The organism is Diaphorobacter sp. HDW4B, from assembly GCF_011305535.1.
Lineage (GTDB): Bacteria > Pseudomonadota > Gammaproteobacteria > Burkholderiales > Burkholderiaceae_C > Diaphorobacter_A.
On record NZ_CP049905.1, the window covers coordinates 5257320 to 5275927 of the forward strand.

Sequence of the window (18608 nt, forward strand, 5' to 3'; positions counted from 1 at the left end):
CACGCAAGGTAAGAACATGCAGTTTGCCGTCGTCGTGATGCAGCAAGGCGGTGGCGACGCAAAAGATGGGTTAGCACCTAGCCGCCGTGGCAGACACGGCGGCGATTCTCCGGACGAGGACGAGGACCGGGACGGTGCGGGCTTACTTGACCAGCGCCAGCATGTCCTTGAAATCAGGATGCTCGCAAGTACGCAGCCATTCGAAGGCCACCATTTCGGTGGTCACGAGTTCCGCGCCCGCGCCAGCCAGACGGTCAAAAGCAGCATCGCGATTGCGCTCGGTGCGCGAGCTGCAGGCATCGGTCACGACCCAGACGTCGAATTCGTCTTCCAGCAGATCCAGCGCCGTCTGCATCAGGCAGACATGGGCTTCGCAACCGGCAATCACGACGGTGTTGCGCTCGGGCGCTTGCTGCTGGGGCTTTTGCAGGTGCTTGGGCAGGCTGCGGGCATTGCCGCCATGCTGCGGCTTGGCAGGCGGACGCAGCCACTCGCCCAGACCTTCTTCAGCGGCGCTGAAATGCATCTTGGAGAGCGTCCTGGCACACAGCGCACGCAGTTCGGGGTCGTTGCCGCCCAAGCGCGAAGGATTCTGCTCCGTACCCCAGACCGGCACGTCCAGCAACTGGGCGATCTTGGCCAGACGACGGGCGTTCTCCAGCACCATGGCACCTTCGAAGATCACCGGCATCAGGCGCTCCTGGTAGTCCACGAGCACCAATTGGGATTCAGATTCTTCAAGCAGCATGGAATTTATTCTTTCTTACCAACAACGGGCGATTCAAATCAGGGATTGTCGCAGGATCACGCACCAATGCCATCGGCAGGGCTTGAGGGCGGTTTGCGCAAGAAATTGACCTGAGTCATGGAATTCGGAACGTTGCAAGACGAGGATCAAGGCAGACACACATTACAGACACATCCCAAGCACTTGCCAAACGAGGGCCCGCTCCATGACCTACCCCGTCCTCCTCACCATTCATCTGTTCGCCGCGCTGTTCTTCATCGGCGTGGTTTTCTTCGAAGTGCTGATGCTGGAGCCACTGCGCCCGCAACTGCCACGCGAAGCCATGCGCCAGCTCGAATCCGCCGTGGGTCAGCGTGCCCGCAAGGTCATGCCCTGGGTGCTGATTTCCTTGTACGGAGCTGGCGTCGCCATGGTGTGGATCGCCTATGCGCCGCTGCTGGCCGATCCGCTGAGCAGCCGCTTCGGCCTGCTGCTTCTGATCAAGATCGTGCTGGCCACCAGCGTGATGGGCCATTTTCTGACCGCCATGGCCTTGCAGCGACGCGGCAAGCTCGGGTCGCGCTATTCGCGCATCATCCACTACAGCGTGTTCGCCCACATGATCGGCATCGTGCTGGCGGCCAAGTGGATGTTTCACCTGCACTGAGGCAGTTCAGAGGTGCTTTCAAGGCTTGACGCGCAGAAGCTTTCCTTCCGAGCTGTCGGTCAGCAAGTAGAGCAAACCGTCCGGCCCTTGGCGCACATCGCGCACCCGCTCCCGCAGGTCGGGCAGCAGAATCTCGTCCTGCGCCACCTTCTCTCCGGCCAGTTGCACGCGGTGCAGTCGCTGGAACTTGAGCGAGCCGATGAAGAGGCTGCCCTTCCACTCCGGCCCATAGCGATCACTGGTGAGCTCGACCATACCGGATGGCGCAATCGACGGCACCCAGTAGTGCACAGGCTGCTCCATGCCAGCTTCCTGCGCGATGCCCTTGCCGATGCGCCCACCGCCGTAGTTCTCTCCATAGGTGATGACGGGCCATCCATAGTTCTTGCCGGGGCGCACCAGATTGATCTCGTCCCCGCCTTGCGGTCCATGCTCCACCACCCACAGCTTGCCGTCTGCCGTCAAGGTGGCGGCCTGGATGTTGCGATGGCCCCAGCTCCAGATTTCAGGCAGCGTGTTCGCCTTGCCAATGAGCGGATTGCCAGGCACCGCGCCGCCATCCGGCTTGATCCGCACCACCTTGCCCAGATGGCTGTTCAGCATTTGCGCCTGCTCCTTGAAGCTCGATCGCTCGCCCAGCCCCAGAAACAGCGTGCCCTGCGCATCTTGCGCAATGCGGCAGCCGAAATGCATGCTGCTTTTGAGCTTGGGCTGCTGGCTGAACACCACCTTGAGATCCTTGAGCGCGTTGTCCGCCAGATCCAGCGTCGCGCTGGCCAATGCGGTCGAGTTTGCCGAGCGATCCTTGGGGTCCGGCTCGGAATAGCAGAAAAAGATCCTGCGATTCCTGGCAAAGTCCCGGTCGAGCACCACATCCAGCAACCCGCCCTGCCCGCCGGCCGCAATATGCGGCAGGCCGCGCAAGGCGGGGCCGAGCAAGCCCGCCTCGTTGACCACCCGCATGCGACCCGGCCGCTCCGTCACCAGGTAGCCTCCACTAGGCAGAAACGCCAGCGCCCAAGGGTGCTCCAGCTTCTCGGCGACCGTCTCCACTGTCAGCCTTCTGTCAGACGGCTTGGGCAAAGGCTCCACTGGAGGGAATGGATTCGCTATGGCTTTGAAAGCACACAATCCAAGTGCGACAACACCCGTAACCGTTGTTGCACCGCACTTCAAAAAGGGGTTTTGTACAGTTTGAAACACAAAATCTCCTCAAACTCTCATATGGGCTTGTTGATCCAAGCCGCGAATACAAGATTTCCCTTTGTTATATAGGCAAGATGATCCCTATCGAACCGATAGCCCCAATTTGCAAGCAGGTAACGATATGTCAAACAAAAGGCAGAATCAGGGATAAACCGGGTCGCCGTAACATATTTCGAGGTAGGCATAGAAGCAAGTCGTGATACTCTCCATCCCCATGTCTCGATGGTATTGCTTACTGTTACTAGCGTTCGCGAATGTTTCTTTCGCCGCTCCAAACAATTCCAGCGCTGATGACATGGAGCGCATGTTGGCCGACCGAGGCCTGATTGCCCAGCTCCAGGACGTACGCCACGGTATGGCGGATCGCACGAGTGAACTTGTGTCGACCGCCATGGGATTCATCGGAGTCCCCTACCGTCGCGGCGGCAACAGTGCAGAAAGTGGTTTTGATTGCAGCGGTTTCGTGCGCACCATTTATGAGCAGGTCAAAGGCCTGGCTCTGCCGCGCGTTGCCAAGGAACAAGCCGAAGCCACCCAAGTGATCGACAAAAAGGATCTGCGCCCCGGCGATCTGGTGTTCTTCAACACCATGCGCCGTGCGTTCAGCCATGTCGGCATCTATCTCGGCGATGGAAAGTTCATTCATGCTCCACGCACCGGCGCCACCGTTCGTGTGGAAGACATGAGCATCTCCTACTGGCAAAGCCGCTTCAACGGCGCACGCCGTGTCGATGCCGAAGAGATGAACAGAGACGAGATCGCCAAACTGATCCAGCAAAAGTAAGCCCCACGCCGAAAGCTCAATACACCCCAAGGCCCGCATCCACCGATGCGGGCTTTTTTGTGTGTGCGGGTTGATTCAATGGCTCGCACAAAATGCAAATTTGTTTTATCGGCCCGGCAAAATACGCTGCAGGTATTTTGTACAGCTTTGGCTGACACACAATCGCGTTTCGGCTGCGTTACAGTGAGCGGTCATTTCAATGCGGCACTCCGCCGCCTTGTCGTCTATTTCCATAGGGAGTTGGTTTCATCATGATGAATATTCTGGGCACTTTGTTTGTGGGTCTGATCGTTGGTTTCCTCGCGCGCGCACTCAAGCCCGGCGATGACAAGATGGGCTGGATCATGACCGCACTGCTGGGTGTTGCCGGCTCTTTCCTAGCCACCTATCTGGGTGTGGCGATGCACTGGTACCAGCAAGGCGAAGCCGCTGGCTGGATCGCCTCCATCGTTGGCGCGGTCGTGCTGCTGTTCATCTACGGCCTGATCCGTCGCAAGGCCTGATCGGACACACACTGAGCAGCGAAGAGACACAGGGCTTGAAGAGCGGACTGTTCACACGTCGCCCGAGTCCCGAGCAACTGGCAGGAGACGATCCTGCCATGCTCGCCGCCATCGCGCGCAGCCGCAAGCTGCTCAAGAGTCGCGCGCTGGTGGCCGCTGTGGCGGGCGCCATTCCCCTGCCCGGTCTCGACTGGGCCGCACAAGCCGCGCTGCTCTCGCGCGTGCTCCCCAAGATCAATGCCGAATTCGGGCTGACGCCGCAGCAGCTCGACGAGCTCTCGCCCAAAAAGCGCGAAAGCGTTCAGAACGCGGTGACCGTCGTCGGCTCCGCACTCATCGGCAAGTTCATCACACGCGAAATGGTGCTGCGTCTTGCCAAGCTGGTCGGCATGCGCATGTCCACAGCGCAAGCCGCCAAATATGTGCCGCTCGCTGGCCAGGCCGCTTCCGCCGCGCTCAATTACGCCACGCTGAAATTTCTGGGTGAACAGCATCTGCGCGAATGCGTTCAGGTCGTTCAAAAGGCGCAGCTCAGCCTGCCCGCCACGGCCTCAGCCCAACCGACCTCCACGCGTTAAGATTTGGTCATCGTATTGGCTGCAGGACGACGTCGTGTCGCATCCTGCTTTTGCTTTTTGTGACCGACCCAAATCCCTTGCCCTTCAACGAACGCAGCAGCAGCTTCCAGCCCCGCATCACGCTCATGACGCTGGGCCGTGGCGACGGGCTGCTGGGCATGCGCTCGCAAGGCAAACTGGGGCCGCGTGGCGACTCGGTCAGTTTTGCGCAGATCGACTGGGTCTACCGCCAACCGGATGGCACGCTCTGGCAGACGCCAGCGCCCCGATCGGTTCTGCAATCGCGCGCCAGCAAAGAGCCCTGCCCGGTCGAGCGCGATCGCCATGCCGAGCAGGATGCGATGGACCGCGTCTGGTCGCTCAACCTCACACCTGTTGAGCCCGACCGCCTGCAATGGCGTCACCCAGACATCGCCCGCGACCTCGGCCCGCTCTGGACGCTGGCGCAGGAATCCATGTTCGCCGACTTCTGGGCCGATGTGCTGCCCGAGCTGCGCCGCGAAGGCTGGGACATCCACATGCGCCCCGGCTTCGCGCACGAAAGCGTAGCGGTGCAGCGCTGGCATATCCGCCTCGGAAACGATTCGGGCGACATCGAAAGCCTGCAAGTCGCTGGCGACTTTGCGGCCAAGCCCGAGCCCGTGCAGGCGCTGCAATTGGCTCGTCGCGAAGGCGCGTGGCTGCTGAGTCTCGGCATCGAGATCGATGGCATGACGCTCGATCTCGTTCCCATGCTGGCCAACTTGCTCGCACGCGATTCGCGCTGGCTGTCCGTCGAACATATCGACAGCGTGGACGATCTCGCCATGATCCAATTGCGCGCCGTTGGCGGCAAACGCATCGACGTGCCGGCCGCGCCGCTCAAGGCGATTTTGCGCACCATGGTCGATCTGATCGCCGATCCCGCACGCAAGCAATTGCGCGACGGCGAGCCCATCGCGCTGCCGCACTGGGACATGCGCCGCATCGAAGCGCTGCGCACCGCCCTGATTCAAACAGGCCGCGTCGCGCCCGACAACCAATGGCAGTTGCAAGGCGACTCAGGACTTGAGCTGCTCGCCAATCGGCTCCACAAGCAAGGCATACCGCATACGGTTCAAGCGCCAGAAGGTCTTGGCATCACGCTGCGCAATTACCAACTCGATGGTTTGGCGTGGCTGCAGTATCTGCGTGCGAATCATCTCGGCGGCATTCTTGCCGACGAAATGGGGCTCGGCAAAACCGCGCAGGCGCTCGCTCATGTGCTTGTCGAAAAGCAGGCCGGGCGGCTCACGCATCCTGCGCTGGTCGTCATGCCGACGTCGTTGGTTTTCAACTGGCTGGCCGAAGCCCGACTCGTCACGCCGAGCCTGCACGTGCTCACATTGACGGGACCTGAACGCGCAGAAAGTCTGCTGGAAGTGCAGAGCCACGATCTGGTCTTCACCACTTATCCGCTCGTATGGCGCGATGTGGACGCACTCGCATCCAAACCTTGGCACTTGCTTATCCTCGATGAAGCGCAGATGGTGAAAAACGCCGGAACCCGCACCGCCAGAGCATTGCGGCGTTTGAAGGCCCCACACCTGCTGTGCCTGACTGGTACGCCATTGGAAAACCATCTGGGCGAGTTGTGGGCGCAATTCGATTTTCTGATGCCCGGTTTTCTCGGCGACCCGCACACCTTTGGTCGCCGCTGGCGCAAGCCCATCGAAGAAAACGGCGAAACGCTGCGCGCCGAACTGCTCGCCAAGCGCATCGCGCCATTCATACTGCGACGCCGCAAAAGCGATGTGGCCAAGGAACTGCCCGAGCGCAGCGACATGCTCGTGCGCGTGGAGCTGCAAGGCCGTCAACGCGAACTCTACGAAGCGGTGCGTACCGCCTGCGACAAGGAAGTGCGCCGTGTGCTCAAGGCGCAGGACTGGGGCAATGCCGCGCAGATCGCGATTCTCGACGCCTTGCTCAAGCTGCGACAGGTCTGCTGTGATCCTCGCTTGCTGCGAGGCACCAGCATTCATCCAGACACGGAACGCGCCAAGCTCGAACATCTGGAACGCATGCTGCCCGAACTGGTAGAAGACGGCAGACGCATTCTGCTGTTCTCGCAATTCACGTCGATGCTGAGGTTGGTGGCCGAGCTGCTGGATACGCTTGCCATTTCTTATCTGATGCTTACCGGCGAAACCGCTCCCAGCGAACGCGAGCACATCGTTGCGCAGTTTCAAAAGGCAGACAAGACTTCAGCGCCGATACTGCTTGCCAGCCTCAAGGCCGGAGGCACCGGGCTCAATCTGACGGCCGCTGATACGGTGATCCATCTCGATCCCTGGTGGAACCCCGCTGTGCAAGAGCAGGCTACGGCGCGCGCGCATCGCATTGGCCAGACCCAGCCCGTGTTTGTCTATCGCATCGTCGTGCAAGGCAGCATCGAAGAACGCATGCTCGAGCTGCAGGAACGCAAACGCGTACTCGCCCAAGGCGTGCTTGGCAGCGATGCGGCAGGTGCGATCAAATTCAGTGCCGACGAACTCGCAGGTTTGTTGGCACCGCTTGCCGAACCTGCCAACAATCCGCTGGCGATCCTGTCTGCGGAAACCAAGCGTTGGGGTGGTACGGGAAGGCGTGGGTTATTCTGATATCGGCCACAATCCAAACGCAGCGATTTGCCTATATCTCGAACCTGTTTACCATGTGGTCATCGATCATCATCGATCACCTAGTTGTCCAATCTTGCAACAATCCTTCGCATGACGACCACGAGAAACACCAGAAGATACTGGCTGATGAAGTCCGAGCCCGAGGAATGCTCGATCGATGATGCGCTTGCGGCCATCCACTCCACCGTTCAATGGACAGGCGTGCGCAACTACCAGGCGCGCAACTTCATGCGCGACGAAATGCAGATCGGCGACGGCGTGCTTTTCTACCATTCAAGCTGCCCCGAGCCCGGCATTGCGGGCATCGCCGAAGTCGCATCGACCACACGCACCGATCCCACGCAGTTCGACGTACGCTCGCCCTACTTCGATCCCAAGTCCGATCCCGACAAACCGCGCTGGTTGCTGCTCGACGTAAAGGCGCTGCATAAGACTCGCTTACTCAGCCTTGCCGAGTTGCGCGAACATGCCGAGTTGGCCAACTTGAAGGTGCTGCAGCGCGGCAATCGGCTGTCCATCACCGAGGTCGATGAGAGTGATTGGAAGCGCGTAGTCAAACTTCTGAAGTAACACTCGAACCGTATACACGGCGACATTTTTGTGGCGTGAACGGCTTGAAGAATCAAACCGTTGCTTAATTAATTGGCAAGTTGGCGCAAGCCGGAGCAAAATGCGCCCATGCCCAATATAGCCGCACTCCTCAAATCCGAAATTTCACGCGTCGCTCGCAAAGAGGTTCGCGCGGAAACCGATTCACTGCGCAAGCTGGTCTCCGCCCAGCGCTCGGCCATTGCTGCACTCAAGCGAGAAATCGCCGATTTGCGCAAAGAGAGCAAGCAAGCAGCCTCGCCCAGGAAGAAAGCAACCGCGCCCGTAGATGCGCCGCAGGCCGATGAGGTCAAGCGCCGCTTCAGCGCCACACGTCTGGCAGCACACCGCCAGAAGACCGGTCTGTCCGCCACCGATTACGGCGCGCTTGTCGGCATTTCCGGCCAGAGCATCTATCACTACGAACAAGGCAAGGCGCGCCCTCACGCCGCCGTAGTGCGCAAGCTCTCCATGATCAAGGAACTGAGCAAGGCCCAGTTGCTCGATCTGTTGAAGGCACAAAAAGCTGCGGCTTGATGGTTGGTGCTTGCGGTGCTCGTTGTGCGGGCACGACTCAGTCGTGCCGCATCGAAATCGTCTTCAACTGCGTGAAGCCGTAGAGCGCCTCGAAGCCTTTTTCGCGCCCATGGCCGCTGGCTTTGTAGCCGCCAAAAGGCAGTTCGATGCCGCCACCTGCGCCGTAGTTGTTGATGAACACTTGTCCCGCCTTGATCTTGCGGGCCATGCGCATTTGCCGACCGCCATCGCGCGTCCAGACGCTGGCGACCAAGCCAAAGTCCGTTCCATTCGCCAACGCGATGGCATCTTCTTCGGTATCGAAAGCCGCAGCGGCAATGACGGGACCGAAGACTTCCTCCTGCGCCAGACGATGCCCGATCGGAACGTCGCGCACCAAGGTCGGTACCTGGTAGAAGCCGCCCGCAGGCGCGCCTTCGGCCAGTTGCCCTTGCGCAGCAATGGTCAAACCATCCTTGGTTGCATCGTCGAGAAACGATTTCACGCGCACCTGCTGGCTCTTGCGGATCAACGGACCGCAATCCAGATCCATCTGCGATGAGCCGACCTTGAGCTGACTGAACCGCTCCGCCAACAAGCCAATCACTTTTTCGTAGATGCTGCGCTGCACCAGCAAGCGACTGCCTGCCGAGCAGGTCTGCCCCGCGTTCTGAACGATGGCGTTGACGACCACAGGCAACATCGCTTCAAGATCCGCATCTTCAAACACGATCTGCGGTGACTTGCCGCCCAGCTCCGTGGTGACTGGCGTATGGTTTTCGATGGCGGCCTTCACCACCAGCTTGCCGACATTGGGCGAACCGGTGAACGAGACATGAGCGACGCCCGGATGCGCCACCAGATCGGCACCAGCCTCGTGACCGTAGCCCGTGACGATATTCAAAGCGCCCGCAGGAAAGCCCACGTCGCGCGCCAACTCCGCAACCCGCAGCAGCGAGAGACAAGCATCTTCCGCCGGTTTGACGACCACCGTATTGCCCGCCGCCAAAGCACCGCCCACGCTGCGCCCGAAGATCTGCATCGGATAGTTCCAGGGAACGATGGCAGCCGCCACACCATAAGGCTCTCGGATGGTCAGCACCGTGTAGCCCTTCTGATAAGGAATCGTCTCGCCCATGAGCTTATCGGCCGCACCGCCATAGAACTCGAAGTAACGCGCAATCGCCACCGCATCGGCACGCGCCTGCTTGAGTGGCTTGCCGCAGTCACGCGCCTCGATCTGCGCGAGCTCTTCTGCATGTTCTTGCAGTTTGGCCGAGAGCTTCATGAGCAAGCGCCCGCGCTCGGTCGCGGTGAGCTTGCCGAACTCGCCTTCGAACGCGGCACGCGCCGATTTCACCGCAGCATCCACATCGGCCGCCGTGCCGCGCAGAATGCTGTCATAGGTCTCGCCCGTCGAGGGGTCAACCACGTCGATGGCCTCGCCCTGCCCGGTCCACTGGTTGTGTATGAAATGCTGGTGCATGCGGTGTGTCTCCGTTATTTGAATCGTCCAAGCGCTGCCAATTTACTGGCAAAAACCTACCCCGCGTTGCAACGTGGTCACCAGTCTGGGCACCAGCGCCTCGTCACCCACATCGGCCACGGCGCAGGCGTAGGTGTCGTGAATGGCATCGGCGATGTCCTGCACCGCGTTGGTGTCGCGCGCCATCGAGACGTAGTAACCCATGTCCTTGAGCGCATTGCCCATGAAGAATTTGAGCCCACTGGTGTCACCTTCGAGCAGGTAAGGCTTGAGCCGCTCCAGCGCCACACCACCACCACCGCCCTTGGCCAGCACATCGACAAACACCTGTGGCGACACCTGGCCGCGAAACGCACAGGCCGCGGCCTCGGAAATCAACGCCACCGTACCCAGCGACACATAGTTGTGCAGCAGCTTCATGCGATGCCCGGTTCCCACTGCGCCGGTGTGCGTTACGTTTTCGGCAAAGCAGCGCAGGATTGGCATGCACTCGTCGAGCACGGCAGCGTCGCCGCCGACCAGCAGGTTGAGTCGCCCTTCCGCAGCCTCCTTGGGCGTGCGCGTCATAGGCGCATCGATGAAACGAATGCCCGCCGCTTGGGCGATCTCGGCAATGCGCTCTGTGGAGTCCGGCAAAGCGGTTGAACAGTCGATGACCACCGTGCCTTTTCTCATTGCCGCCAGCGCGCCTTGCTCGCCCAGCAAAATGGCTTCGACTTGCGGCGAACCCGTCACGCAGAGCACCAGCACATCCACGTTGGAGGCCAGTTCGGAGAGCGACTCGGAGGTCGTCGCTCCCAGCGATTTCAAGGTATCGAGCGGCTGATTGCCAGGATGCTCCAGCACGGTCAGTCGGTAGCCTTTTTGCGCGATGTTCAGCGCAATTCCGTGGCCCATCAGGCCAACGCCAATCAGTCCGATTCGAGGAGTAGTCATGGTGCAAATCCTTGGATTAATGGGGACGCCCGAAACAACAAAGCGCTTGTCAAACAACGAAGCGCCAATCCGAATTCAGCCAGTCGAGCGGAATGTGTTTTTATCCCCTGCACAAGGCCGCATCCATAATACAGATCAATTCAGATAGCGTTGCGCTACCGACGGCGCATGAGCACCTGGCATGCCAAGGACTTACCCGCATGCCGCTTGTTGGACATCCATGGGATGAAGCTGCAGACGCGGCCCCGAGCGCCCGCTGGGCCAACGCATCGGTGCGCCTTGTGCGATCGTCAAGTCGCATGCACCTGACAAGGGATTTCGTTTTTCAATCAATGCGTGCGTTGTAGAAATGCGCTGACTCAAGCCTCGCAGCAACTGCGTCAGAATCGCAAGATGCATTTCACTTTACCCCCATACTCATGCGCTCGATGATCGACTTCAGCTCATGGTCCACCGCCTTGTCCACGCTGGCTGGACTGCTGCTCGTCACCTGTCTGATGATGGGCGTGCGGCTGCTGTTCATGCAGACGATCCAGAAGCGCCGCGAGCGCGAGAATCGGCAGATCAATGAGCGGCTCAAGACGTTGATCGCGGCCTACAAGACGCTTGGCGGATCGTTCACCGGCACGCTGGAAGTGCATCCCACGCACATGCGCGATCTGCGAATGCAGCAGAACGCTTTGGAGCAAGACGACGACGAATCCGACGCGCCCGTGCTCAGCAGCACCGAGCGGCAGCGCCGCGTGCGTGATGCGGTCGAGGCGGCTCTGTCCGACGTGATTCTGCTCGGTACCGAAGAACAGGTTGGTCTGGCCGTGCAAGCCGCGCAGGACATGACCGCCGGGCGGAGCATTCACACGAAGGAACTGGTGGTCTCGCTGCGCAACTATGTGCGCGACGCGCTCGATCTGGAGCCGATTCCTGCCAGCTTGATCATCCCTGCCCAAGGCCCTCTCAGGCCCAACACCACCGGCGGTGCCAACAAGCGAGCAGGGTCGGGCAACGACGGCGGATCGAACGCAGGTGGGGCCGCTCGCGGTGGCAATGGCGGTGGTCAGGGCGGCAGTGGTGGCATGGGAGCCATGGGGCTTGGCATGGGAATGGGCGCTGGCGCGCAGCATCTGGGCTCGACAGCCGATTCGGGCCCGGATGATTCCGTTGCTCCGCCACGTTGAAGCGCGCATTGCTCTCTACAATCCCCCGTTTCATCAAACAACCGACTGAACCGTCCCACAATGGCCTTCGCAGACAACATCCGCCAACTCCCTTCCGTAGCCCATATCGCCGCCCTGCGCCTGCTGGACGAATCCGGCAATGAAGTGGCCAGCATTCCCAACGCACCAGGCAAGACCGGCTCGCTAACCGTCTACGCCGCGCTTGCTGCCAAGCACGGCGCGATCAACGAAGCCGCCGCGCGCGAAGGTCTGGAACTGTTCGCCGAGCACACGGAAGATGCGCAAAAGCATCCCGGCAACCACCCGAACATCGACCGCCTGCTCGATGTGATCGCAGGCGGCAAGAGCCTCAAGGTCGAGATCGTTCCAAAGGCCTGAATTCAACGTGAGTGTCAGCCCTACTCCTTGGGAATCAACTTAATGCAAGCAAATCGCGTTTGAAATTTGAGAGGGAGCACCTTGACGGGGGTTTCCGTCTCTCCGACCACCTTGACCAAAATGGCAACACAGCCAGCCTTCTTTGCGTCTGCAAAACCAACCGTCCGACCTATGTTGCCCACCACACCCAGGGTGACTTTGTATGACGCATCCTTTTCCGGCACAAATGAAAATGGAATGCGGCAGTAGGAGTCAGAATAAGTCCTCTCCGCCACGATCAAGGTCTCCTTGTTTGCATGGATTCGTGCGCCATTGCTGACAGAGGTGACACCTGAATAGCAGCCTTTTTCATTTGTAGAGAAAAGGACTGCATCTTCGCTTGGCAGCAAAGTGGCTGCGTCTTCATTCACGTTGGGTGGCACGTACTGAGCCCCAATTTATTTGCAGCCAGAGATAACCAAGCTCGCAGGAACAATCAGTACAAGCGCCATTGTGCGCACAACAGAGTAATTCAGCATTTTATTAAAAAGAATAAGAAATTCAGATCAGCAAAAGCGCTCCCAAGCCGCCCTCCCTTGAACTCACAAGCATAAATCAAACAACGACAATTTCTCAAGGAGCATTCATCTTGAACAACAGTCAGAAAATATTAATTCAAGATTAACTGTCAGGTCCCGGATGATTGGATCGTAAAAACCAAGCGTCCGCTACTGTTCAGCCGAGAGGTACTCAAAGCGGTTGTGGCAACATGGCGCATCGAGACAGGAGAGACGCCATGCTGATCTCATTGCACAAGAACGCAACCACCACGCCAGCGATTCGCCTGGCGCTGCAGCAATCGAGTGCGTCCGACCACGAGCTTGCGCAGCAATATGGCATTGGACTTGGTACGGTGCGCAAGTGGCGCCATCGCACAAGCGTGCAGGATGAAAGCCATACCGCTCATCACCTGCAGACAACGCTCAACGCAGCGCAGGAAGAGCTGGTGATCTATCTGCGATCTCAACTGCTGCTGCCTCTGGATGATTTGCTGGCAGTCGTTCACGAATTCATTGAACCTGCGATGAGCCGCTCGGCGCTGGATCGATTGCTGCGTCGCCGAGGACATTCGCGCTTACCCACGGCCGTTCGAGCCGAGCACGAAAGCAAACCGTTCAAAGCCTATGAGCCGGGCTATGTGCACATTGATGTGAAGTACCTGCCCCAGATGCAGGATGAGAACAAGCGCCGATATGTCTTTGTTGCCATTGACCGAGCTACGCGTTGGGTGTTCATCCAGATCAAGCAATACAAGACGGCAGCGGCTGCGCACGCGTTTTTGGCGACCCTGAAGAAAGCTGCTTGCTTCAAGATTCGCACGATCCTCACAGATAACGGCAAAGAGTTCTCGGATCGTCTGTTTGGCAAGCACGAGAAGCAACCAAGCGGTGATCACGAGTTTGATTTACTGTGCAAGGAACTCGGTATAGAGCACCGACTCACACGGCCCAGAACGCCACGTACCAACGGAATGGTGGAGCGCTTCAACGGAAGGCTCAGCCAAGTGCTGCGCACGCATCACTTCAACAGTGCAGAGGATCTAGAGAAGACGCTTCATCGCTTTGTGTGGCTGTACAACCAGCAGATTCCACAGAAAGCTCTGCGGCATGAAACGCCCGTTCAGGCCCTCAAGCGATGGCAGGCGTCACATCCAAAATTGTTTGAAAAGAACGTGCGCAATCATCCGGGACCTGACAATTAACTTACGACACCAATAGTTCAAACGATAGTAATCAGACGCCAATCGATTGGATCGTAAAAACTGGGTGGCGGCCTTCGCAGACAACCTTCGCCAACTCCCGCCCGTAGCCCCTATCGCCGCCAGCGGAGGTCTGGAGTTGTTTGCCGAGCACATGGAAGATGCGTACCTGCATCCCGGCAACCACCCGAAAATCGACCATCTGTTCAACGTGATCGCGGGTGGCAAATGCAAACAGGGGCTCCACCGACCGATGGAGCCCCTGTTCTATTTCTGACACTCAGAAATTACTTGCCGCTCAAACGCGCCTGCATGCGCTTGGCGCGCTCTGCTGATGGGGGATGCGAATCCATCATCGAATGCTTGCCGCCTTCGAGTTTGGCGATTTTCTCGAAACCAGTCACCAGACCTTTGCGTTCCATTCCTTTTTGCGTCAGCAGATCGAACGAATGGTCATCCGCTGCGGACTCCTGTGATTGCGAGAACTGGGCGTTGACGAATTTCTGGCCCAGATCGCCCAATTGGGAACCTCTCACAACCGGCGATTCCCCAGTCGCCCACTCCGCATGGCGAGCAGATTGCTCATTGACTGGTTTGTTCAACGCAGATTTGGGTCATTTCGGGCCCATTGCGCCCCCGACTCTCAGGCCTTCGCCGTTTGCAGGCGCACCGGTCTCTTTGAGCTCGCTGTTTTGAAGAACGGATCGACCTTGTTTTCAAGGAACGACGCCAGGCGCTTCAAGTTGTAGCACGCAGCCATCATCGTCATGACCGTGGTGGCTCTGGTCTGTCCAATCGTGCGCACGAACTTGTCGCCCATGTGACGGATGCCTGCAAACACGTGCTCGACACGCGCCCGTCGCTTGGCAATGCGTTGATTGCGTCGCTCCTGGCATTCGCTGAGCGGCTGCTTCGCTTTGGCTTTACGCTGGATGCCATCTTTGAAGCCCAACACCTTGAGCATCTTGATGCGTTGAGCGCTCGGGTAGGCCTTGTCGGCATTGACCTCTTTGCCGGTGTTCTTCATATCCAGCACTTCATCGAAGTGATGGCCGTCGTGCTCGCTCGCTGTCCCCGTGGCCACGCCCCGGATGAAGCCGTGTTTGTGATCGACGCTCACACTCAGCTTGTAGCCAAAGTAGCGCTTGCCGTGCTTCTTGGTGTGGGTGGCATCGATGTCTTTTTGCCGATCTTTGGCATCACCCCATTCAGGTCTTTGGCCGTTGGAGAGTTGCTCGCGTTCGCCCTTGTTCATGCGTTGGCGCGGTGCTGGCACCAAGGTCGCATCGATGGCCTGACCACCGCGCGCGATGTAGCCATGACGATGCAATTGCTCGTCCACGCCATGCAGCAAAGCCGTGGCTCCATCCACGCCCAGGCGCTCGCCAAAGCGCCAGATGGTGTTGCGGTCCGGAACGTTCATCGAGTCTTGCAGCAAACAAAATCGCTGGTAGCTCATGCGGTCAAGCAGTTGATATTCCATCTGCTCGTCCGAGAGGTTGTAGAGCCTCTTCAGGACCATCACCCGTACCATGACCTCAGTGGGATAGGCCGGACGACCACCCTTGCGCCCATCACTGCGCTCGATGATTCCATCGACCAGACGGGCCAGCGCGGTGAAGTCGATGTGCTGCGCAATGACTTGCAGCGGATCGCCCACTTCATCGATCTTGCGCTTGCGGGAGGCTTCGGCGAACAGGTCGAACTTCAGGGCACTGCGGGGGGTGATCATGCTGCGAATTTACTGCATCAGATGACGTGAGTCAGCGACGTCGGGAGGTTTTGAGAGGTTCCCAATTGAGAGCTGCTCAGGGACGCAACCGCTGCGTTGGAGCTGTTGGCTGCGATAGTGCGCGCCGCTGCCGTGGCATAAGCAGTCTGCATGCTCTTCTTGCTGTGGCCCAGTGCCACGTGCCCAATCTCGTGGCCGATGATGCCGCGCAGTTCATCGTCGTTCATGGCATCCATGAGACCGCTGTAGACACGGATGCAACCATTGTCCATGGCCCATGCGTTCACGTCATTGGTGAGATAGACCTTGTAGACCGCCTTGATGCCGTTGATTTCCGTCGGCATTTTCGCGATCACCTTGTTCAGACGTTGCATGTATTTGCTCTTGGAGTCCGCCACCCTGTTCTGTGCATCGAGTGCTTCGCAAGCTTGCTTTGACGTGGCGATCACCTCCTCATCGCTCAGGCTGGTCGCTTTCACCGCCATGGTTGCTCCGTCAACGAGTCCTCCCAGGCTACCGCCATCCATGGTTTTGCAACCCACCAGCAGCAGTCCGCAGGCGAGCACGATGGTTTTTCGAGTTAATTTCACCTTATTCCCTCTTTCTGTTATCAATATCCCGACAGGGTTGATTAAAGAGGAATATAAAAATTAGCCGAATGAGAAAAATCAACCAAAAGCAAATTGAATATTATTTTCAATTCTTTGGTCAACCGCAGAAATTCTGATATTTTGCATCAAAATATAAAAATAATTCAGATTATTCCGAATGAATACCATCCCCAATGAGATCGGGCCAATCCATGAATGCTTCATGGATTGGCCCGAATATCTACGGATGAAAACGGTGGCTGTTTTGCTCAGCCCACAGTTCTCACTGGTGCAGCGTCACGCCGGTCTTCGACTGAATCTCTTCGAAGGTCACGCCAGGAGCCAGTTCCACCAGCTTCAGGCCTTCGGGAGTCACGTCCATCACGCCGAGGTCGGTGATGATGCGGTCGACCACACCCACGCCGGTCAGTGGCAGCGTGCACTTGGGCAGCAGCTTCATGTCGGTCGTGCCGTCCTTCTTCTTGGCCACATGTTCCATCAGCACGATCACGCGCTTGACGCCTGCGACGAGGTCCATCGCGCCGCCCATGCCCTTGACCATCTTGCCGGGGATCATCCAGTTGGCCAGATCGCCGTGCTCGCTCACCTGCATGGCGCCGAGAATCGACAGATTGATCTTGCCGCCGCGAATCATGGCGAACGACTGGTCGCTGCCGAAGATCGACGAACCGGGGATCGTCGTCACGGTCTGCTTGCCGGCGTTGATCAGGTCAGCATCCACCTTGTCATCGGTCGGGAATGGGCCGATGCCGAGCATGCCGTTTTCGGACTGCAGCCACACTTCCTTGTCGCCCGTGTGGTTGGCCACCAGTGTGGGGATGCCGATGCCGAGGTTCACATAGAAGCCGTCCTGCAGCTCTTGCGCCGCACGCGCGGCCATTTGGTCTTGCGTCCACGCCATGATCAGGCTCCTTGCTTTTCGGTGATGGTGCGCTTTTCGATGCGCTTTTCGGGGGTGGCGTTCAGCACGATGCGGTGCACGTAGATGCCAGGCAGATGGATTTCGTCCGGAGGAATCGCGCCGGTTTCGACGATTTCCTCGACTTCCACGATGCAGACCTTGCCTGCAGTAGCAGCGGCCGGATTGAAGTTGCGTGCGGTCAGGTGGAATTGCAGATTGCCGGACTTGTCGGCACGTTGCGCCTTCACCAGCGACACCTGAGGAACGAGCGAACGCTCCATCACGTAGGTTTCGCCGTCGAAGTCGCGCAGTTCCTTGCCTTCGGCCACGAGCGTGCCCACACCGGTCTTGGTGAAGAACGCGGGAATGCCGGCACCACCAGCGCGCAGCTTTTCAGCCAGCGTGCCTTGGGGCGTGAATTCCAGCTCGAGTTCGCCGGCCAGATACTGGCGCTCGAACTCCTTGTTCTCGCCCACGTAGCTGGCGATCATCTTCTTGATCTGACGGGTTTCCAGCAGCTTGCCGAGACCGAAGCCGTCGACGCCTGCATTGTTGGAAATCACCGTGAGGTCCTTGACGCCGGAGTCCTTGAGCGCATCGATCAGCGCCTCTGGAATGCCGCACAGGCCGAAACCGCCTACTGCCAAAAGCTGACCGTCAGCCACCACGCCCTTGAGCGCCTCGGCTGCGGAAGGAAAGACTTTGTTCACTGCTGTCTCCTGAGATGGGGAATGAATCTGGAATGCGCTACGATACTACGTATTCGGATAAGTAGTTTTTCGTAAATACAAACACGGCAGGCATACGGGCAACACATGGACATCGCAGATTACCGACTCTCCTTCGAGATGGCACCCGTTGGCTTGGTGATCTCCCGCAACCGCATCATGGTGGACTGCAATCGCCATGTCTGCGAGATGTTTGGCGCGTCGCGCGAGCTGCTGATCGGCCAGTCGTTCAGCATTCTCTACCCAAGCGTGGACGAGTATGAACGACTCGGCAAGCGCATGGAACCGATCCTGAATGCCCGTGGACGCTATGCGGACAATCGCATCATGAAGCGTGCAAGTGGCGAAGTCTTCTGGTGCCATGTTTCCGGCCGCGCCCTCAACCGCGACGAACCGCACGCCTCGGGCATCTGGAGCTTCGAGGACCTGAGCGAGGAACGCCCCGTCAAAGCCGAGCTGACAGGCCGCGAACGCGAAGTCGCCGCTCGGCTGCTTGACGGCATGACCTCCAAGGAAATCGGCAAGGCACTCGACATCAGCCACCGCACGGTGGAAATCTACCGGGCCCGGCTGATGCGCAAATATGGCGCGTCCACGGCGGCCGATCTGGTGCAGAAGCTGTTGGTGGGTTGACGCGGGATTTGCCAACGCAAACCAACAAATTCAAATAAACGAATTTGTTGAATGAAAAAGAAACAACGCGGGTCTCAACGTC

Annotated in this window: 22 protein-coding genes; 12 read left to right on the forward strand and 10 right to left on the reverse strand. The window is 58.7% G+C overall.

Annotated elements, in window-relative coordinates:
* Positions 1-142: 142 nt before the first annotated feature.
* Positions 143-748 carry an isochorismatase family protein gene (locus G7048_RS23955; protein ID WP_166070534.1) on the reverse strand — a complete coding sequence of 202 codons (606 nt, stop codon included), beginning with the start codon at positions 746-748 and terminating at the stop codon, positions 143-145.
* Between the two features lie 205 nt (positions 749-953).
* Between G7048_RS23955 and G7048_RS23960 the strand changes: the two genes are divergently transcribed.
* Positions 954-1394 (forward strand): CopD family copper resistance protein, encoded by a 441-nt coding sequence (locus G7048_RS23960; RefSeq protein ID WP_166070535.1) that lies wholly within the window; start codon positions 954-956, stop codon positions 1392-1394.
* A gap of 18 nt (positions 1395-1412) precedes the next feature.
* Here G7048_RS23960 and G7048_RS23965 read toward each other — a convergent pair whose 3' ends face one another.
* A complete protein-coding gene (locus tag G7048_RS23965; RefSeq protein ID WP_371747716.1) occupies positions 1413-2507 on the reverse strand; it encodes a PQQ-dependent sugar dehydrogenase in 1095 nt (364 codons plus the stop codon).
* Between the two features lie 307 nt (positions 2508-2814).
* Between G7048_RS23965 and G7048_RS23970 the strand changes: the two genes are divergently transcribed.
* From G7048_RS23970 to G7048_RS23995, 6 genes are all read left to right on the forward strand, one after another.
* Complete coding sequence (locus G7048_RS23970; RefSeq protein ID WP_166071158.1) at positions 2815-3384, forward strand: C40 family peptidase; 570 nt, start codon at positions 2815-2817, stop codon at positions 3382-3384.
* A 251-nt stretch (positions 3385-3635) separates the two neighbouring features.
* Positions 3636-3887 (forward strand): GlsB/YeaQ/YmgE family stress response membrane protein, encoded by a 252-nt coding sequence (locus tag G7048_RS23975; protein WP_166070537.1) that lies wholly within the window; start codon positions 3636-3638, stop codon positions 3885-3887.
* Between the two features lie 98 nt (positions 3888-3985).
* Entirely contained in the window at positions 3986-4465 is a 480-nt protein-coding gene (locus G7048_RS23980) for a hypothetical protein (protein WP_166071159.1), read from the forward strand.
* Between the two features lie 125 nt (positions 4466-4590).
* Positions 4591-7083 (forward strand): DEAD/DEAH box helicase, encoded by a 2493-nt coding sequence (locus G7048_RS23985; protein ID WP_240933367.1) that lies wholly within the window; start codon positions 4591-4593, stop codon positions 7081-7083.
* Positions 7084-7194: 111 nt separating this feature from the next.
* A complete protein-coding gene (locus G7048_RS23990; RefSeq protein ID WP_166070539.1) occupies positions 7195-7674 on the forward strand; it encodes an EVE domain-containing protein in 480 nt (159 codons plus the stop codon).
* Positions 7675-7782: 108 nt separating this feature from the next.
* A complete protein-coding gene (locus G7048_RS23995; protein WP_166070540.1) occupies positions 7783-8229 on the forward strand; it encodes a DNA-binding transcriptional regulator in 447 nt (148 codons plus the stop codon).
* A gap of 37 nt (positions 8230-8266) precedes the next feature.
* On the opposite strand, the gene G7048_RS24000 is transcribed toward G7048_RS23995, so the two are convergent.
* Both G7048_RS24000 and G7048_RS24005 read right to left on the reverse strand, forming a co-directional pair.
* Positions 8267-9694, reverse strand: coding sequence for an aldehyde dehydrogenase family protein (locus G7048_RS24000; protein ID WP_166070541.1), 1428 nt, complete (start codon positions 9692-9694; stop codon positions 8267-8269).
* A 42-nt stretch (positions 9695-9736) separates the two neighbouring features.
* Positions 9737-10630, reverse strand: coding sequence for an NAD(P)-dependent oxidoreductase (locus G7048_RS24005; RefSeq protein ID WP_166070542.1), 894 nt, complete (start codon positions 10628-10630; stop codon positions 9737-9739).
* Between the two features lie 419 nt (positions 10631-11049).
* On the opposite strand from G7048_RS24005, the gene G7048_RS24010 reads away from it, so the two are divergent.
* The gene (locus G7048_RS24010; RefSeq protein ID WP_166070543.1) at positions 11050-11805 is read left to right on the forward strand and encodes a hypothetical protein; all 756 of its coding nucleotides are present in this window, start codon (positions 11050-11052) and stop codon (positions 11803-11805) included.
* Positions 11806-11865: 60 nt separating this feature from the next.
* Positions 11866-12183 (forward strand): DUF2322 family protein, encoded by a 318-nt coding sequence (locus tag G7048_RS24015; protein ID WP_166070545.1) that lies wholly within the window; start codon positions 11866-11868, stop codon positions 12181-12183.
* 20 nt (positions 12184-12203) lie between these two features.
* Here the strand turns inward: G7048_RS24015 and G7048_RS24020 are convergent, their stop codons facing one another.
* Positions 12204-12593: a hypothetical protein gene (locus G7048_RS24020; protein ID WP_166070546.1), complete on the reverse strand. Its 390-nt coding sequence runs from the start codon at positions 12591-12593 to the stop codon at positions 12204-12206.
* A gap of 365 nt (positions 12594-12958) precedes the next feature.
* Here G7048_RS24020 and G7048_RS24025 point away from each other — a divergent pair, with 365 nt between their 5' ends.
* Both G7048_RS24025 and G7048_RS24030 read left to right on the forward strand, forming a co-directional pair.
* Entirely contained in the window at positions 12959-13924 is a 966-nt protein-coding gene (locus G7048_RS24025; RefSeq protein WP_166070547.1) for an IS481 family transposase, read from the forward strand.
* A gap of 46 nt (positions 13925-13970) precedes the next feature.
* Complete coding sequence (locus tag G7048_RS24030; RefSeq protein ID WP_240933097.1) at positions 13971-14198, forward strand: DUF2322 family protein; 228 nt, start codon at positions 13971-13973, stop codon at positions 14196-14198.
* Between the two features lie 10 nt (positions 14199-14208).
* Here G7048_RS24030 and G7048_RS24035 read toward each other — a convergent pair whose 3' ends face one another.
* The 5 genes from G7048_RS24035 to G7048_RS24055 all read right to left on the reverse strand — a co-directional run bounded on the left by G7048_RS24035 (position 14209) and on the right by G7048_RS24055 (position 17875).
* The gene (locus tag G7048_RS24035; protein ID WP_371747595.1) at positions 14209-14457 is read right to left on the reverse strand and encodes a M48 family metalloprotease; all 249 of its coding nucleotides are present in this window, start codon (positions 14455-14457) and stop codon (positions 14209-14211) included.
* Between the two features lie 107 nt (positions 14458-14564).
* Positions 14565-15650, reverse strand: coding sequence for an IS5 family transposase (locus tag G7048_RS24040; RefSeq protein ID WP_240933368.1), 1086 nt, complete (start codon positions 15648-15650; stop codon positions 14565-14567).
* A 20-nt stretch (positions 15651-15670) separates the two neighbouring features.
* Positions 15671-16243, reverse strand: coding sequence for a M48 family metalloprotease (locus G7048_RS24045; protein WP_166070551.1), 573 nt, complete (start codon positions 16241-16243; stop codon positions 15671-15673).
* A 283-nt stretch (positions 16244-16526) separates the two neighbouring features.
* A complete protein-coding gene (locus tag G7048_RS24050) occupies positions 16527-17165 on the reverse strand; it encodes a CoA transferase subunit B (RefSeq protein WP_166070552.1) in 639 nt (212 codons plus the stop codon).
* A 2-nt stretch (positions 17166-17167) separates the two neighbouring features.
* Positions 17168-17875, reverse strand: coding sequence for a CoA transferase subunit A (locus G7048_RS24055; protein ID WP_166070553.1), 708 nt, complete (start codon positions 17873-17875; stop codon positions 17168-17170).
* A gap of 105 nt (positions 17876-17980) precedes the next feature.
* Between G7048_RS24055 and G7048_RS24060 the strand changes: the two genes are divergently transcribed.
* A complete protein-coding gene (locus tag G7048_RS24060) occupies positions 17981-18526 on the forward strand; it encodes a LuxR C-terminal-related transcriptional regulator (RefSeq protein ID WP_166070554.1) in 546 nt (181 codons plus the stop codon).
* The last annotated feature ends 82 nt before the right edge of the window (positions 18527-18608 follow it).

Excerpts from the sequence above, each read along its gene's own strand:
- G7048_RS23955 (WP_166070534.1), bottom strand. The coding sequence starts at position 748 with ATGCTGCTTGAAGAATCTGAATCCCAATTGGTGCTCGTGGACTACCAG.
- G7048_RS23960 (WP_166070535.1), top strand. The coding sequence starts at position 954 with ATGACCTACCCCGTCCTCCTCACCATTCATCTGTTCGCCGCGCTGTTC.
- G7048_RS23970 (WP_166071158.1), top strand. The coding sequence starts at position 2,815 with ATGTCTCGATGGTATTGCTTACTGTTACTAGCGTTCGCGAATGTTTCT.
- G7048_RS23975 (WP_166070537.1), top strand. The coding sequence starts at position 3,636 with ATGATGAATATTCTGGGCACTTTGTTTGTGGGTCTGATCGTTGGTTTC.
- G7048_RS23980 (WP_166071159.1), top strand. The coding sequence starts at position 3,986 with ATGCTCGCCGCCATCGCGCGCAGCCGCAAGCTGCTCAAGAGTCGCGCG.
- G7048_RS23985 (WP_240933367.1), top strand. The coding sequence starts at position 4,591 with ATGACGCTGGGCCGTGGCGACGGGCTGCTGGGCATGCGCTCGCAAGGC.
- G7048_RS23990 (WP_166070539.1), top strand. The coding sequence starts at position 7,195 with ATGACGACCACGAGAAACACCAGAAGATACTGGCTGATGAAGTCCGAG.
- G7048_RS23995 (WP_166070540.1), top strand. The coding sequence starts at position 7,783 with ATGCCCAATATAGCCGCACTCCTCAAATCCGAAATTTCACGCGTCGCT.
- G7048_RS24000 (WP_166070541.1), bottom strand. The coding sequence starts at position 9,694 with ATGCACCAGCATTTCATACACAACCAGTGGACCGGGCAGGGCGAGGCC.
- G7048_RS24005 (WP_166070542.1), bottom strand. The coding sequence starts at position 10,630 with ATGACTACTCCTCGAATCGGACTGATTGGCGTTGGCCTGATGGGCCAC.
- G7048_RS24010 (WP_166070543.1), top strand. The coding sequence starts at position 11,050 with ATGCGCTCGATGATCGACTTCAGCTCATGGTCCACCGCCTTGTCCACG.
- G7048_RS24015 (WP_166070545.1), top strand. The coding sequence starts at position 11,866 with ATGGCCTTCGCAGACAACATCCGCCAACTCCCTTCCGTAGCCCATATC.
- G7048_RS24025 (WP_166070547.1), top strand. The coding sequence starts at position 12,959 with ATGCTGATCTCATTGCACAAGAACGCAACCACCACGCCAGCGATTCGC.
- G7048_RS24050 (WP_166070552.1), bottom strand. The coding sequence starts at position 17,165 with ATGGCGTGGACGCAAGACCAAATGGCCGCGCGTGCGGCGCAAGAGCTG.
- G7048_RS24060 (WP_166070554.1), top strand. The coding sequence starts at position 17,981 with ATGGACATCGCAGATTACCGACTCTCCTTCGAGATGGCACCCGTTGGC.